Source organism: Roseibium sp. ROS1, from assembly GCF_054658215.1.
This window is the reverse complement of the sequence record NZ_BAAGIG010000004.1, coordinates 158,254-173,181: the sequence shown is the minus strand read 5'-3', so window position 1 is coordinate 173,181 and position 14,928 is coordinate 158,254. Positions and strand designations below refer to the sequence as shown.

Here is a 14,928-nt window from a genome sequence, read left to right as displayed (position 1 = left end):
GATTCACGTGAAACACCGCGTCCGGGATTTCGCCGTCGTCCTCTGGTCCAACCACTGCAATCAGGCATGAGCTCGGTTTCGAATTTGGCCTGCAAGAAATGTGAGAAAGAAACATTCACCTCAGGTGAAAACTTCGTCTGTCGGATCGGAGCCGATTCAACGTGACGGATTCACGTGAAACAAATTCTGACCCCGGCATGACCCTGTTTCTGTTTCACGTGAATCTCTGCTCGGATTTATCTCCAGCTCGGATAAACCCTCACCCAGTCCGCATCTGCCAATCGTCATACGTCATCCTGTAGAGCAGGTGCCGCTTGAAGGCGTGTCCCTCTGGAAGCTTCGGGTGCTCGAAGTCACCCCTCTCATCCTGCGTCATGCCAATTCGTGTCATGACCTTCTGCGAGGGAATATTGCCGGGAACAGTGAAGGCAACAATCTCTTCGTAGCCAATGGTTTCAAAGCCGAATCGAAGCCAGGCGCGAGCAGCTTCGCTAGCAAACCCCCGGCCCCATGCTGACCGCTTGAGCCTCCAACCGATATCGACACAGCCACCAATCGGCAGCGCCTCTTCATCGTGCACGTCAAGTCCGGCAAAGCCGATGAACTCGCCTGACGCCTTCAGTTCAATCGGTGCGTAAAAAACACCGTGCTTTTCAAAACAGTCCCTAAACATCCCGAACAGCTTCAAGGTCCGATCACGGGTCAGCACATCGGGAAAGTACCGCATCACCACCGGGTCGGCGCAAAGTTGCACACAGGGGTCAACATGCGCTTCCGCCCAACAGCGCAGCACCAACCGTTCGGTTTCAATCTTGAAGGTGTTTCTCATTGTCTGAACTTTAGGCGATGCAGGTCTGTTTCACGTGAATCTGATCAACACACCTGAACAGAAGTCAGACTTGCTTCGGGCCGGACATCCAGTCGGACTTCTTAAGGCGATAGAGCACATGCTTTGCGATCGGATGATCAGCCGGAAGACTGGGGTGAAGAAAGTCCCCATCCTTGTCACGTGTCATGCCGATCTTTTCCATGACCCTTTGCGACGGCAGATTGTCCGGGATGGTGAAAGCCACGATCTCTTCAAGACCGATGGTTTCAAAACCGAATCGAAGCCACTCCCGCGCAGCCTCGCCTGCATAGCCCTTCCCCCAGGCAGTCCGCTTCAGGCGCCAGCCGATTTCGACACAAGGCTCGAACGGCAAGGGTGCCGCATAGGACGGAACGTTCAAACCGACAAAGCCAAGAAATTCTCCCGTCTCCTTGATTTCAATCGGCGCCATGCTGAAGCCGTCCTTCACCGTCTTTTCCCGGCACCGTGCAACCAGCAAGTCGGACTTCTCCCGCGTCAGCACCTCAGGGAAAAATCTCATCACCTCGGGGTCGGCACAGAGCCTGGCAAACGGGTCCAGGTCTTCATCCTTCCATGGACGAAGCAGGAGCCGGTCAGTCTCTAGCAGGAACGAAGCTTCAGGCATCAGAACGGGTCCGATTCAACAAAAGGCAGGATTCACGTGAAACACAGTGGCGGGGTGTCTAATTCTTAACAAAAAGTAAAGGCGCGAACCCTCGCGGGCCGCGCCTTTGAATAGAACCGGATCCGTTTGGGATCAAGTGTTCATGCTGTCGAAGAAATCGTCGTTCGACTTGGTCTGCTTGAGCTTGTCGAGCAGGAACTCGATCGCATCCACCGTCCCCATCGGGTTGAGGATCCGGCGCAGCACGAAGGTCTTCTTGAGACGTTCGGCCGGTACCAGAAGCTCTTCCTTACGCGTACCGGAGCGCTGGATATCGATGGCCGGGTAAACACGCTTGTCGGAGATCTTGCGGTCCAGGATGATTTCGGAGTTACCCGTGCCCTTGAACTCTTCGAAGATGACTTCGTCCATGCGGCTGCCGGTATCGATCAGTGCGGTCGCGATGATCGTCAGCGAGCCACCCTCTTCAATGTTTCGGGCCGCACCGAAGAAGCGCTTCGGCCGCTGCAGGGCGTTGGCATCCACACCACCGGTCAGGACCTTGCCTGAAGACGGGACGACGGTGTTGTACGCACGTCCCAGACGCGTGATGGAGTCCAGCAGGATGACGACGTCCCGGCCATGTTCGGTCAGGCGCTTGGCCTTCTCGATCACCATTTCGGCAACCTGCACGTGGCGGGCGGCCGGTTCGTCGAACGTGGAGGAAACCACTTCGCCGTCGACCGTACGCTGCATGTCGGTCACTTCTTCCGGACGTTCATCGATCAGAAGAACGATCAGATAGCATTCCGGATGATTGGTGGTGATGGACTTCGCGATGTTCTGCAGGAACACCGTTTTACCTGTACGCGGCGGCGCGGTGATCAGCGCACGCTGGCCTTTGCCGAGGGGCGCTACCAGGTCGATAACGCGGGAGGAGAGATCCTTGATCGTCGGATCTTCGATCTCCATCCGGAAACGTTCATCCGGATAAAGCGGCGTCAGGTTGTCGAAGTGAACCTTGTGCCGGGCCTTTTCCGGATCCTCGAAATTGATGGTGTTGACTTTGAGAAGGGCAAAATACCGTTCGCCCTCTTTGGGGCTGCGGATCTGGCCTTCAACGGTGTCCCCTGTCCGCAGCGAAAAGCGGCGGATCTGCGAGGGCGAGACGTAAATGTCGTCCGGGCCCGGCAGATAGTTCGCATCCGGAGACCGGAGAAAGCCGAAGCCGTCCTGAAGGACTTCAACGACGCCTTCGCCGATAATCTCCACATCCTGAGCAGCTAGGTTCTTCAGGATGGCGAACATCAGCTCCTGCTTGCGCATGGTGCTGGCGTTTTCGACTTCAAGCTCCTCAGCAGTCTGGAGCAGCTCTGTCGGTGTTTTTTCTTTTAGGTCTTTGAGTTTCATTTCCCGCATCGAGTTGGGGTCTTTTTTTGTGTTGTTATGGATTTAGGTTTGGAAAGGTCGTTCTGCGCCGGATGGATGGGTCGGCCAGAAGATATCTGAGAGACTTTTAGGCGTGTCCAGATTGTACGGCGACCGCGGAGCGATTGAAAACGAACACTGTGCCGTATGAAGATGCGCGAAAGATACGTTGATTTGCAATAAAGCGCAAGCCCGGAATTCTGCCGGTTTTTTAGGCCACACTTAGAATTCGAAAGGTGAAAATGACGGCCGCATGTCTGCGGCTGTCTCTATTGCCTGTTTCGTGCCGCTTAAAACGGTTTGACGATGACGAAGATGACGATCCCGATCATCAGGACAGTCGGAACTTCGTTGAGTATCCGGTAGTAACGCTGCGACCTTTTGTTCTCGTCGCGGGCGAATTTCTTCACACAGCTGCTGAGATGGCCGTGAACACCGGACATGATCAGGACAAACGTGAACTTGGCGTGGAACCACCCGTCCTGCCAGGCCTGAAGTTCCCAGGCGAGCCACAGGCCAAACCCCCAGGAGGCGATCATGGCCGGATTGATGATGGCCTTGAGCAGCCGCCGTTCCATGATCTTGAAGGTCTCGGACTGTTCCGATCCGATTTCCGTGGCCGCATGGTAGACGAACAGCCGCGGCAGATAGAGCATGCCGGCCATCCACGCGATGATCGAGATGACATGGAGCGCCTTGATCCAGAGAAAGAGATCCATGCGCTTATCCCTTCCTGACCAGCTCGACCATGCGGGCAACGTTTTCCGGATCCGCGTCCGGCGTCACACCATGCCCCAGGTTGAAGACCAGCGGACCCTTGTCGAAGGTGTTCAGGATATGGGCCACGCCCTCTTCCAGCGCCTTGCCGCCGGCCACCAGCCGCATCGGATCGAGATTGCCCTGGATCGGGACCTTCTTCTGAATGTCGAGCGCAACCTGGTCCGGAGCCGTCCAGTCGAAACCGACCGCATCCACACCCGTACCTTCCACGAATGCCATCATCCGAGCCGAGGAAGCTTTCGGGAAACCGATGATCTTTGCATCCGGCCGCACGGCCCGAACACCGTCAACGATCCGGCGTGTCGGTTCGATCGACCAGCGCTTGAAACCGGCTTCATCCAGGACACCCGCCCAGGTATCGAAAATCTGGACCGCATCCGCGCCCGCATCCAGCTGTCGGATGAGATAGCGGATCGAGGCCGTGACGAGCTGATCGACGAAACGCTGCATCAGGTCAGGATCGCGATAGGCGCCCACACGAGCGGCAACCTGATCCTGGGTGGTGTGGCCGGCAACGGAATAGCAGGCAACCGTCCACGGAGCCCCACAGAAGCCCAGAAGCGTCGTTTCCTCTGGCAGCTCCGCACGCAGGCGGGAAACCGTCTCTATGACCGGTTTGAGATGATCCTCGGCACGATCCTGTTCCAGACGATCCAGAAGATCGGCAGACAGCGGTTCCAGAACGGGACCACGTCCTTCTTCAAAACGAACCGGGTACCCGATGGCGTCCGGTACGACGAAGATGTCGGAAAACAGAATGCTTGCATCAAAACCATACCGGCGGATCGGCTGGAGAGTGACCTCTGTTGCAAGGTCGGGCGAATAGCAGAACTCCAGAAAGTTTGCCGCCTTCGAACGCACTTCGCGATATTCGGGAAGATAGCGTCCGGCCTGACGCATCATCCAGATGGGAGGCGGCCAGAGCTTTTCTCCGGAGAGTACCCGCATCACGGACCTGTCTTGGGATTTCATGAGGTCGCCTTTCCCACATTTCAAATCAATAAAGATTCTTATTTTGAATCTGTTTTTTCTATTTGTGCGTGGATTACCGGGATCATTTTCTATCCACAATCCATCAGCCTGATTTTCTCGGCGGGAAAAAATCCGCTACTTGTTAAGCAGATTTCCTCCCCAGGAGTCGATAACAGGATTACGAATTGAATTACAATCACTTGTCCGCTTGTTTACGTTTCGTTAAGGAATTGGGCGGCAGTGGACAATCTGTCGATATGTCACAGCGCCTTTGTGAATCCACATCCATGCACAACCGTTTCGGGATCAGTTTCCGCTCGTTTAAGCATTGTTAATAAATTCGGCTGAGCGGGCATAAACTTCGTGCTAGGCACTGGGTGGCAGACATCTTACCCAAATCATCAACAGGCCTGGGGATGACAACGTGAACAAGTCGAGACACTACTTCCATCTCCATCTCGTGTCCGACTCCACCGGCGAAACGCTGATGACGGTGGCCCGTGCGGCAACGGTCCAGTACGAGAACGTGCAGGAAATCGAGCATGTCTATCCGTTGGTGCGCTCCCAGAAGCAGCTCGACCGGGTAATCACTGAAATCGAAAAGGCACCCGGCATCGTCCTCTATACCCTGGTCGATGTGGAAATCGCCGGCCGGCTGGAACTGAAGTGCCGCGAGTTGGGTGTGCCCTTCGTCAATATCCTGGATCCGGTCTTCGCGGTCTTCCAGTCCTATCTCAATGTCACCCAAACCCACCGGGTCGGCGGACAGCATGAACTGGATGCGGAATATTTTCGCCGGATGGAAGCGCTCAACTACACCATGTTGCATGATGACGGTCAGATCTGGGACGATCTGGAATCCGCCGATATCGTGCTGATCGGCATTTCGCGCACATCCAAGACGCCAACCTGCATCTATCTGGCCAACCGGGGCATCAAGGCTGCAAACGTTCCGCTGGTCCCGGGCATTGCCCTGCCCGAACATGTGAAGAAACTCAAGCAGCCGATGATTGTCGGTCTGATCGCTTCTGCCGAACGCATTCAGCAAATCCGCCGCAACCGTGTGCTGTCATTGAATTCGGAAGGCTATAACGACACGTATGTTGACCGGAAGGAGATCTCCCAGGAGATCAACATGACCCGCAGGCTCTGCACAGAACATGGCTGGCCGCTGATTGACGTTACGCGTCGTTCTGTCGAGGAGACAGCTGCGGAGATCCTGACCCTTTTCAAGGAATTCAAATCAGGGCAGGAAGGCGGAGGAGAAACCGGGCGCGCCGGATAACCAACAAAAGGGATGGAAATGGCACTTGTCTTGGCAAGCGGAAGCAGGATCCGCGCTGATCTTCTGAAAAACGCCGGGCTCGACGTTGAGGTCGACCCGGCCGATGTCGACGAACGTGTTGTCGAAGCCCCGCTCCTGGAAGCTGGCTTTCCTCCGGAAGACCTGGCAAGCGTTCTGGCGGAAGCCAAGGCGAATGATGTCAGTGACCGCCGCGCCGGAGATCTTGTCATCGGTGCCGATCAGATTCTGGCGTTCGAAGGTGAAAGACGCACAAAACCGGAGGACATGGAAGCTGCGCGCCGGCAACTGCTCGCCTTTTCCGGCAAGACTCACGAACTGCATTCCGCAGTCGTGATTTCGAAGGATGGCGAAGCAATCTGGCGCCACGTTTCCACGGCACGGCTGACCATGCGCGAACTGAGCCCGGCCTTCATTGGCCATTATCTGGCTGCGGCCGGTGAGGACGTGCTTTCCAGCGTCGGCGCCTATCAGCTGGAAAGTCTCGGCGTGCAGCTTTTTGAAAAGATAGATGGCGACTATTTCACCATTCTTGGCCTGCCGCTTTTGCCTCTTCTGGCAGAGTTGCGCAGCCTGAAGGTGATCGAAACATGAGCGGATCCGTGAAAAAAGCGGCCATCACAGGCCATCCGGTCACACATTCCCGCTCTCCGCTGGTGCATGGATACTGGTTGAAGAAGCATGGCATCGCCGGAGAATATGGCCGGGTCGACGTTCCGCCGGAAACTGCCGAGGACTTCTACCGGAACTTTGCCGACGCGGGTCTGTCCGGCGCCAATGTCACTGTTCCGAACAAGGAAGTGGCTGCCGCGGCCTGCGACTGGCTGGACGACGCAGCAAAATCCATGGGGGCTGCCAACACGATCTGGCTGGACGACAGCGGCCGGCTGTGCGGGGCCAATACGGATGGTCTCGGCTTTCTCGGCAATCTTGATCAGCGCGCCCCCGGGTGGGACGTTTCACGTGAATCTGCCGTGGTCCTGGGGGCAGGCGGAGCCGCACGTGCCGTTGTGTGGGCATTGCTCTCACGGAAATTCACAAGAGTGCATATCGTCAACCGGACATTCGCAAAAGCAAAAGCCATTGCGGATATGTTTGGTTCCGGAACAATTGCCCATGAATGGGACAACCTGGGGACAGTGCTTGAAGAAGCCGATCTTCTGGTGAACACCACTTCGCTCGGCATGGCCGGCAAGGCGCCGCTGGAAATCGATCTGTCACCCTTGCCGAAGACGGCAATCGTCACTGACGCTGTCTATGCTCCACTTGAAACCGATCTGCTGCGCAGCGCGAAGGCGCGGGGCAACCAGACTGTGGACGGCCTTGGCATGCTGCTGCATCAGGCCGTCCCGGCTTTCGAGCGCTGGTTCGGGGTTCGGCCGGAAGTGGACGACACCCTGCGCAACCTCATACTCGCAGACCTTGGAGTAACTGCGTGATCCGGATAGGCCTCACCGGCTCCATCGGCATGGGTAAATCGACAACGGCAAAAATGTTCGCAGCCGAAGGTGTTCCCGTGCACGATGCCGATGCCACGGTCCACGCGCTCTATTCGGGCCGGGCCGCGCCGCTGATCGAGGCGGCGTTTCCCGGCACGGTATCGGACGGCAAGGTCGACCGTACGCTGCTCTCTCCGCATGTGCTCGGCAAGCCCGAGGCCATGAAAAAGCTCGAAGTCATCGTTCACCCCCTGGTGCGTGAGGAAGAGCAGCTCTTTCTGCAACGCGCCCGGGCGGACCACCGGCGTATCGTCCTGCTGGATATCCCGTTGCTGTTTGAAACCGGCGGTGAGGCCCGTGTGGATGTCGTCGTTGTTGTCACCGCCGATGCACAGGTTCAGCGAGACCGTGTCCTTGCCCGGCCGGGCATGAGCGAAAACCGGTTCGAGGCGATCCTCGCCAAGCAGATGCCTGATGCCGAAAAACGCCGCCGCGCGCATTTCCTGGTCGATACCGGCCGGGGCATGGAAGCGGCCAAGCGGCAGGTGAGAGCGATCCTGAAGGCATTGGCCGCGGCAGGGTGACGTCTCTCTGATCTCCTCTTGCACCGAAGGTCTTTTCAACTTCTCCCTCATCCTGAGGAAGGCCTGTAAGGCCCGTCTCGAACGATGGGCGGCATATTCCGAAACCAGTGACCCATCCTTCGAGACACCCGGCAATGCCGGGCTCCTCTGTATGAAGTGTTGGACGGAACAGGCACCGGGGAACTGGGATCAGGCGCCAGAACCCCAGAACACCGGGGAAAACCGCGCGCAACTCTTGCCACTCACCCTGCAAGCTGCACAGTGAATCCATAGGCAAAAGGCGGAAAAATGCGCGAGATCTCGTTCGATACGGAAACAACAGGCCTGAACCCGCGCGGAGGCGATCGGCTGGTGGAAATCGGCGGTGTGGAGTTGATCAACCACATCGCGACGGGCAATTCCTATCATGTCTACATCAACCCGCTGCGCGACATGCCTGAAGAAGCTTTCCGGGTTCATGGCCTGTCGGCGGAGTTCCTGTCCGACAAGCCCTTGTTCGAGCACGTTGCGGATGAGTTTCTGGAGTTCGTTGGCGATGCCACGCTGGTGATCCACAACGCGGCTTTCGACATGGGCTTCATCAACATGGAGCTGGAACGGGCCGGACGGCGCACAATTCCGAATACCCAGGTGCTCGATACTCTGGATCTCGCCCGCCGCAAGCACCCATCAGGGCCGAATTCGCTGGATGCGCTGTGCTCTCGCTATGGCATCGACAACTCCAAGCGCATCAAGCACGGCGCTCTTCTGGATGCGGAAATCCTGGCCGAAGTCTATCTGGAGCTTATCGGCGGCCGCCAGACGGCCCTTGGCCTGCTGACGGACGAGGAAGAAACCTCTTCCGCAGGCTCCAGCTTCGAACCTGGCGAACTCGGCACCTTTAACGCCCGCCAGCGTCCCTCGCCGTTGCAGCGCCTGCTGCAGGAAAGCGAACTTGAAGCCCACAAGGCCTTCATCGAAGGCATGGGCGACAGTGCGATCTGGTCAAAATACAACGGCTGAGGCTCGAAAGACCTCTTAAACGGATTTGGTGGATCAATCGTCCACCAGCAACCAGCGAACTGTTTCAAAGTGCCGCTCGGCATAGCTGCTGCTGAATGCCCAGGCCATGGTCTGGCCGATGGTCCAATATCTTGCCCGCTCCCGGTCAAGCTCCAGTTCTTCCGACAGTCGGTCCAGGCGGTAACGCGCTTCGGCTTTCGAATGTCCGAATTCGAAGCTCCTGACGATCGGGCTTAGCGCAAAGGCAGGATCGCCGGCGAGAGGCTTCGGGTCGATGGCAAGCCAGGTATCTCTTTCAGAGGACAGAATGTTGTGTCCGTGCAGGTCCTGGTGAAGCAGGACCTCTTCCGCCTCTTTCTCAAGACAAAGGTCCTGCAAGGCCTTGCGCGCAGCGTCCACGAGATATTGCTCGCAAGGCTTCCCGGCAGCCATCCAGTTATGGTCGAGGCTATCGCGCCACCGTGCGGCTTCATCGTTGAGGCGGGTAAACGGATCACCAGCGGGGATTGTCAGGAGACGCAGCAATCCTGCAACAACGCCAATCCGGTCCGTTTCGGTGTCGTCGGCCAGAAACTGTCCCGGCCTGCAGCGCTCCAGCAGCAGTGCGCCGAGTTCCGGCGCATGCTTCAAAAGCCGAACGGCACCCTTGCCGTTCCAGCGCCACAGTGCCTCGGCTTCGTGGCGGCATTCGTGATCGGGAAACTGCAGTTTGAGGACAACATCCTCACCGTCGTGTCTTGCCGGAACGACGAGAGATACATTACCGCCAGAAAACGGGCTCCCAATTTCTGAAAGCCCGAAGTGTTCGCACGCGGTTTCAAGCAGCACCGGCAGCTTGTCGAGCCAGATACGGCCGGTTTCGGTCGCTCTCAGCCAGTCGAGACCGGCCGGCACGGCAACCGCGCTGCCGATGAAACGATCAGCCAAGACATGAGACTCGCAAACGGGTCAAAGCATCGATGGCAGAACACGATCCGGCGGGCGGTGTCCGTCCATGAAGGTCTTGATGTTGATGATGACCTTCTCGCCCATTTCGATACGGCCCTCGATGGTGGCCGACCCCATGTGCGGCAGCAGCAGAACGCTTTCCAGCTTGGCCAGCTTCGGATTGACCGCGGGTTCGTGCTCGAACACGTCCAGGCCGGCGCCGGCAAGCTCACCGCTCTCGAGCATCCGGATCAGGGCGTTTTCGTCGATTACCTCGCCACGGGCGGTGTTCACGACGTAGGCATCCTTTTTCAGAAGCTTCAGGCGGCGGGCGGACAGAAGGTGGAACGTTCCCGGCGTGTGCGGGCAGTGGATGGAGACGACATCCATGCGCGCCAGCATCTGGTCAAGGCTGTCCCAGTAGGTTGCCTCAAGCTCTTCCTCGACACTTTCGGCAAGGCGGCGGCGGTTGTGATAGTGGATCGACATGCCGAAGGCCTTGGCACGGCGCGCGACGGCCTGGCCAATGCGGCCCATGCCGATGATACCCAGGCGTTTTCCCCAGATCCGGTGGCCAAGCATCCAGGTCGGCGACCAGCCGGCCCAGTCGCCGGCTTCCAGTGCCTTGATGCCTGTGGCAAGTCGACGCGGCACGGCCAGGATCAGCGCCATGGTCATGTCCGCGGTGTCTTCGGTCAGCACGCCCGGCGTGTTGGTGACATTGATTCCCCGGTTGTTGGCACTCACGACATCGATGTTGTCGACACCATTACCGAAGTTTGCGATGAGCTTCAGGTTTTCACCAGCCTGCGAGAGGACGGATGAGTCGATCCGGTCGGTAACGGTCGGCACCAGAACATCGGCGGTTCGCACCGCTTCCACCAGTTCCGCCTGGCTGAAGGGCCTGTCATTATCATTGAGACGCGTCTCGAAAAGCTCACGCATCCGTGTTTCCACCACGTCCGGAAGCTTCCGGGTCACCACAACGACAGGCTTCTTTTTCGCCATACCAATTGCCTTTCGCGCTTCGTTGAGGACTTGTTAACCTCAACGGTACCACTTTGACGCTGCGCGTTGCGCGAGCGGATGAGACCACCCCTTTTCCTTACCAGATGGTCCGGCAGAAACAAGGGATCGGTTTCAATCGCCGCGGATCGCCAACCGGCCAAAACGACCAAGCTGGTTTTCGCGCAAATTTTTCGGTAGAGATTTGCCTCAAATCAAAGATCAATAACAATTGGACAACCGGACAATATGGCTCGCTCGTTCCAGGCTACCCGGATCTTCCTCACTGTGATGACATTGCTGTGCGGTCTGCTCGCAACTTCGGTCGCTTCGCAGGCCCAGGGCACCACGACCGGCGCAAGCGGCCTGCCGGTGCCCAGATTTGTCAGTCTGAAGTCCGACCGGGTCAATGTGCGCATCGGGCCTTCGCGCGAACATGATATCGCGTGGACCTTCGTGCAGTCCGGTCTGCCCGTGGAAATCGTCGGTGAATTCGAGAACTGGCGCCGCATTCGCGACTGGGAAGGCAAGCAGGGCTGGGTGTTCCGCTCGCTGCTGTCCAGCCGCCGCACGGCTCTCGTCACCCCATGGGAAAAAAGCGACCGCACACCGCTGCGCTCCCGCTCCCGCTCCGACGCCGATATCGTTGCCGAACTGGATCCCTTCGTGCTGACGACGGTTTCCGAATGTGCCGGTGGCTGGTGCCGGGTCAACGGCGAGAATTATGACGGCTGGCTGGATCAGACCCGGCTGTTCGGTGTCTATCCGGACGAGCTGATCGGAGACTGACGTCCCCCTCCCTCGATTGCCTGGGTTTCCTGATCCCTCATCCTGAGGAAGCGCGTGAGCGCTGTGTCGAAGGATGGGTCACTTGCTCGGGAGTCTGCCGCCCATCCTTCGAGACGGGCCTTGGGCTCTCCTTAGGATGAGGAATACGGCGCGGAATTTCTGAAACAAAAAAGGCGGCCATCCGGCCGCCTCTTGCATGTCTGGATTGTTGGACAGGCCTCAGTCGGCCTGAACTTCCTGAACCTTGAGCTCTTCCAGACGCGGCATCGACATGATGTTGTAGCCACTGTCGACAAAGTGCACTTCACCGGTCACGCCACCGGAAAGATCCGACAGGAGATACAGGCCGGTTCCGCCGATTTCGTCCAGGGAAACGGTCCGGCAGAGCGGAGAATTGCGCTTCTGGAAGTTGAACATCAGGCGGGCATCGGAAACGCCGGACCCTGCAAGGGTCCGAACCGGGCCTGCGGAAATCGCGTTCACGCGGATGTTCTGCTCACCGTAGTCCACCGCCAAGTAACGGACGGAAGATTCCAGAGCGGCCTTGGCAACGCCCATCACGTTGTAGTTCGGCATGACCTTGGTGGAACCGCCATAGGTCAGCGTCACCATGGAACCGCCATTGGTCATCAAAGCGGCAGCCCGCTTGGCGATTTCGGTGAAGGAGAAGCAGGAGATCAGCATGGTGCGGGAGAAATTCTCCCGCGTGGTGTCGGCGTATTTCCCGCGCAGTTCCGTCTTGTCGGAAAAGGCGATCGCATGCACCAGGAAGTCGATGCTGCCCCACTCTTCCTTCAGCGTGTCGAACACGCTGTCGACCGACGCAATGTCTTCCACGTCGCACGGCACAAGGATCTTGGAACCGACGGAATCCGCCAGGGGCTTGGTACGGCGGCCGAAAGCCTCTCCCTGATAGGTGAAGGCAAGTTCGGCACCGTGATCGGCGAGCGTCTTGGCAATACCCCAGGCAATGGAGTGGTCGTTGGCAACGCCCATGATCAGGCCGCGTTTGCCCTTCATCAGATCAGACATTCAAAACTCCTCAGCCGTGAAAGCGCGACAGCGCGAGCGACGCGTTGGTGCCGCCAAAGCCGAAGCTGTTGGAAAGAACCGTGTCGAGGCCTGCATTGTCCACGCGCTCGGTCACGATCTCGCCCGGCTTCAGGGCCGGATCCAGCTCGTTGATGTTGGCGGACGCGGTCATGAAGTCGTTCTGCAGCATCAGCAGGCAGTAAATGGCTTCCTGAACGCCGGTCGCACCCAGGCTATGGCCGGTGAGCGATTTGGTCGAAGACACCGGCGGCTGGTTTTCACCGAACACGCGGCGGATCGCTTCGATTTCGCCGATATCGCCGACGGGTGTCGAAGTGCCATGGCTGTTGATGTAGTTGACCTTGCGGTCGCCCAGGGTCGAGGTGGCAAGGCGCATGCAGCGCTCGCCGCCTTCACCGGAAGGCGCCACCATGTCGTAGCCGTCGGAGTTGGCTGCGTAGCCGGTAACCTCGGCATAGATTTTCGCGCCGCGCGCCTTGGCGTGTTCCAGTTCTTCCAGAACCACCACACCGCCACCACCGGCAATCACGAAGCCGTCGCGGGTCGCGTCATAGGCCCGCGATGCGGTCTGAGGAGTGTCGTTGTACTTGGAGGACATGGCGCCCATGGCGTCAAACAGACAGGACAGGGTCCAGTCGAGTTCCTCGCCACCACCGGCAAACATCACGTCCTGCTTGCCGAACTGGATCTGTTCGGTGGCTGCACCGATGCAATGCGCCGAGGTGGAGCAGGCCGACGTGATGGAATAGTTGATGCCCTTGATCTTGAACGGCGTCGCCAGGCAGGCAGAGTTGGTGGAGCTCATGCCGCGGGTCACCATGAACGGGCCCATGCGCTTGGGCGACCCTTTTTCCAGCACGATCTGGTGCGCCTGGAACAGGTTCTTGGTCGACGGACCACCGGAGCCCATGATCAGGCCGGTGCGCGGGTTGGAGATGTCGGTTTCTTCCAGACCGCTGTCGGCAATCGCCTGCTGCATGGAGATGTAGTTATAGGCGGCACCGTCGCCCATGAAGCGCAGCTGGCGCTTGTCGATGAGCGAAGCGATATCGACATTCGGCATGCCGTGTACCTGGCTTCTGAAGCCGTGTTCCGCGTAATCCGGAGCGAAGCTGATGCCGGACTTGCCTTCTCGAAGGCTGGACAGCACTTCTTCGGTGTTTGCTCCGATGGACGACACGATACCCATGCCGGTGACGACAACGCGTCTCATTGCGGTCTCCTATTGTCTTGACTGCACCACAGCTCTCAGGGGGTGTGTCGAGAGCCTGCAGGCACATACATAATATGCAAACCGGCGCTCCCAATGAAAAAGAAGCGCCGGTGCCATCAATTGATCCTGCGAACGGGTGTCAGGTCTTTGCCAGGCCGACGCGCAAATCGGTCGCCTTGTAAATCTGTTCACCGTCCGCCTTCAACCAGCCGTCGGCAATGCCGAGAACCAGGCGACCCTTCATGACCCGCTTGAAGTCGACACCGTATTCCACCAGCTTCACGTCCGGCGTAACCATGCCCTTGAACTTCACTTCACCGGTCGACAGGGCCATGCCCTTGCCTTCAAGGCCCAGCCAGCCAAGGAAGAAACCGGTCAGCTGCCACAGGGCGTCGAGACCAAGGCAGCCCGGCATCACCGGATTTCCCTGGAAATGGCACGGGAAGAACCAGAGATCCGGCTTGATGTCGAACTCGGCGCGAGCGAACCCCTTGTCGAATTCACCGCCGGTTTCGGAAAGTTCCGTGATCCGGTCGAACATCAGCATCGGGGGAAGAGGCAGCTGGGCATTGCCCGGGCCAAACAGCTCGCCGCGGCCGCAGGCGAGAAGTGCTTCATAATCGTAGCTGGAGCGGCGATCGGTCATTCGGGATCCGTGTTTTGTCTCCTGCCAGAGAAATTCCCAGGGCAGGTTCGGTTTGTTTTCGGTTCGTTTGAGGCGCCTTCCTAACACAGGGGAACCATGACCGAAAGATGTCACTTGCGCGAAGTTACTCGGTTTTTTCGGGCGTTTCGCCAAGTTTTGTGCGTATTCGACGTAATCTGCGCATCCGGCTCCGGGACACCGGCTTGCGGCTGTTTGGTCAGCGCTTGCACGAACCTTCCGAACGCGCCGCAGTTGCGCCCTGATTTCCGCTCAGGTTGCCCTTTACGTTTAAAACTTGCATCTTGGGTACAAGAAATGGCAGATATAGGCCAA

16 protein-coding genes are annotated in these 14,928 nt (G+C 58.2%); 6 read left to right on the top strand and 10 right to left on the bottom strand.

Annotated elements, in window-relative coordinates:
* Nucleotides 1-259: 259 nt before the first annotated feature.
* The 5 genes from ACYQ6M_RS23540 to hemE form a co-directional block, all read right to left on the bottom strand.
* On the bottom strand, nt 260-829 hold the full coding sequence (locus ACYQ6M_RS23540; RefSeq protein ID WP_460075921.1) for a GNAT family N-acetyltransferase: 570 nt from the start codon (nt 827-829) through the stop codon (nt 260-262).
* A gap of 64 nt (nt 830-893) precedes the next feature.
* Nucleotides 894-1,475: a GNAT family N-acetyltransferase gene (locus tag ACYQ6M_RS23535; RefSeq protein ID WP_460075919.1), complete on the bottom strand. Its 582-nt coding sequence runs from the start codon at nt 1,473-1,475 to the stop codon at nt 894-896.
* A 132-nt stretch (nt 1,476-1,607) separates the two neighbouring features.
* Nucleotides 1,608-2,873 carry a transcription termination factor Rho gene (rho, locus tag ACYQ6M_RS23530; RefSeq protein WP_023002463.1) on the bottom strand — a complete coding sequence of 422 codons (1,266 nt, stop codon included), beginning with the start codon at nt 2,871-2,873 and terminating at the stop codon, nt 1,608-1,610.
* A 299-nt stretch (nt 2,874-3,172) separates the two neighbouring features.
* Nucleotides 3,173-3,601: a protoporphyrinogen oxidase HemJ gene (gene hemJ / locus ACYQ6M_RS23525; protein WP_023002462.1), complete on the bottom strand. Its 429-nt coding sequence runs from the start codon at nt 3,599-3,601 to the stop codon at nt 3,173-3,175.
* 4 nt (nt 3,602-3,605) lie between these two features.
* Nucleotides 3,606-4,634, bottom strand: a complete 1,029-nt coding sequence (gene hemE, locus ACYQ6M_RS23520) for a uroporphyrinogen decarboxylase (RefSeq protein ID WP_023002461.1) — start codon at nt 4,632-4,634, stop codon at nt 3,606-3,608.
* 424 nt (nt 4,635-5,058) lie between these two features.
* Here hemE and ACYQ6M_RS23515 point away from each other — a divergent pair, with 424 nt between their 5' ends.
* From ACYQ6M_RS23515 to dnaQ, 5 genes are all read left to right on the top strand, one after another.
* Complete coding sequence (locus tag ACYQ6M_RS23515) at nt 5,059-5,919, top strand: pyruvate, water dikinase regulatory protein (RefSeq protein ID WP_077291365.1); 861 nt, start codon at nt 5,059-5,061, stop codon at nt 5,917-5,919.
* Between the two features lie 12 nt (nt 5,920-5,931).
* Entirely contained in the window at nt 5,932-6,531 is a 600-nt protein-coding gene (locus ACYQ6M_RS23510) for a Maf-like protein (protein ID WP_031269981.1), read from the top strand.
* Nucleotides 6,528-7,376: a shikimate dehydrogenase gene (locus ACYQ6M_RS23505; RefSeq protein ID WP_460075915.1), complete on the top strand. Its 849-nt coding sequence runs from the start codon at nt 6,528-6,530 to the stop codon at nt 7,374-7,376. Before ACYQ6M_RS23510 ends, ACYQ6M_RS23505 begins: the two co-directional genes overlap by 4 nt.
* Nucleotides 7,373-7,960 carry a dephospho-CoA kinase gene (coaE, locus tag ACYQ6M_RS23500; RefSeq protein WP_460075913.1) on the top strand — a complete coding sequence of 196 codons (588 nt, stop codon included), beginning with the start codon at nt 7,373-7,375 and terminating at the stop codon, nt 7,958-7,960. The genes ACYQ6M_RS23505 and coaE overlap by 4 nt, the downstream gene beginning before the upstream one ends.
* Nucleotides 7,961-8,248: 288 nt before the next feature.
* The gene (gene dnaQ, locus ACYQ6M_RS23495) at nt 8,249-8,962 is read left to right on the top strand and encodes a DNA polymerase III subunit epsilon (RefSeq protein WP_075282750.1); all 714 of its coding nucleotides are present in this window, start codon (nt 8,249-8,251) and stop codon (nt 8,960-8,962) included.
* A gap of 33 nt (nt 8,963-8,995) precedes the next feature.
* Here the strand turns inward: dnaQ and ACYQ6M_RS23490 are convergent, their stop codons facing one another.
* Nucleotides 8,996-9,889 carry an aminoglycoside phosphotransferase family protein gene (locus ACYQ6M_RS23490; protein WP_228870583.1) on the bottom strand — a complete coding sequence of 298 codons (894 nt, stop codon included), beginning with the start codon at nt 9,887-9,889 and terminating at the stop codon, nt 8,996-8,998.
* A gap of 21 nt (nt 9,890-9,910) precedes the next feature.
* On the bottom strand, nt 9,911-10,897 hold the full coding sequence (locus ACYQ6M_RS23485; RefSeq protein WP_023002454.1) for a 2-hydroxyacid dehydrogenase: 987 nt from the start codon (nt 10,895-10,897) through the stop codon (nt 9,911-9,913).
* A 288-nt stretch (nt 10,898-11,185) separates the two neighbouring features.
* Here ACYQ6M_RS23485 and ACYQ6M_RS23480 point away from each other — a divergent pair, with 288 nt between their 5' ends.
* Entirely contained in the window at nt 11,186-11,683 is a 498-nt protein-coding gene (locus ACYQ6M_RS23480) for an SH3 domain-containing protein (RefSeq protein ID WP_031269978.1), read from the top strand.
* A 219-nt stretch (nt 11,684-11,902) separates the two neighbouring features.
* Here the strand turns inward: ACYQ6M_RS23480 and fabI are convergent, their stop codons facing one another.
* The 3 genes from fabI to fabA form a co-directional block, all read right to left on the bottom strand.
* A complete protein-coding gene (fabI, locus tag ACYQ6M_RS23475; RefSeq protein ID WP_023002452.1) occupies nt 11,903-12,715 on the bottom strand; it encodes an enoyl-ACP reductase FabI in 813 nt (270 codons plus the stop codon).
* A gap of 10 nt (nt 12,716-12,725) precedes the next feature.
* Nucleotides 12,726-13,949: a beta-ketoacyl-ACP synthase I gene (gene fabB / locus ACYQ6M_RS23470; protein WP_031269976.1), complete on the bottom strand. Its 1,224-nt coding sequence runs from the start codon at nt 13,947-13,949 to the stop codon at nt 12,726-12,728.
* A gap of 139 nt (nt 13,950-14,088) precedes the next feature.
* Nucleotides 14,089-14,595: a 3-hydroxyacyl-[acyl-carrier-protein] dehydratase FabA gene (gene fabA, locus ACYQ6M_RS23465; RefSeq protein WP_023002450.1), complete on the bottom strand. Its 507-nt coding sequence runs from the start codon at nt 14,593-14,595 to the stop codon at nt 14,089-14,091.
* Nucleotides 14,596-14,928 lie beyond the last annotated feature (333 nt).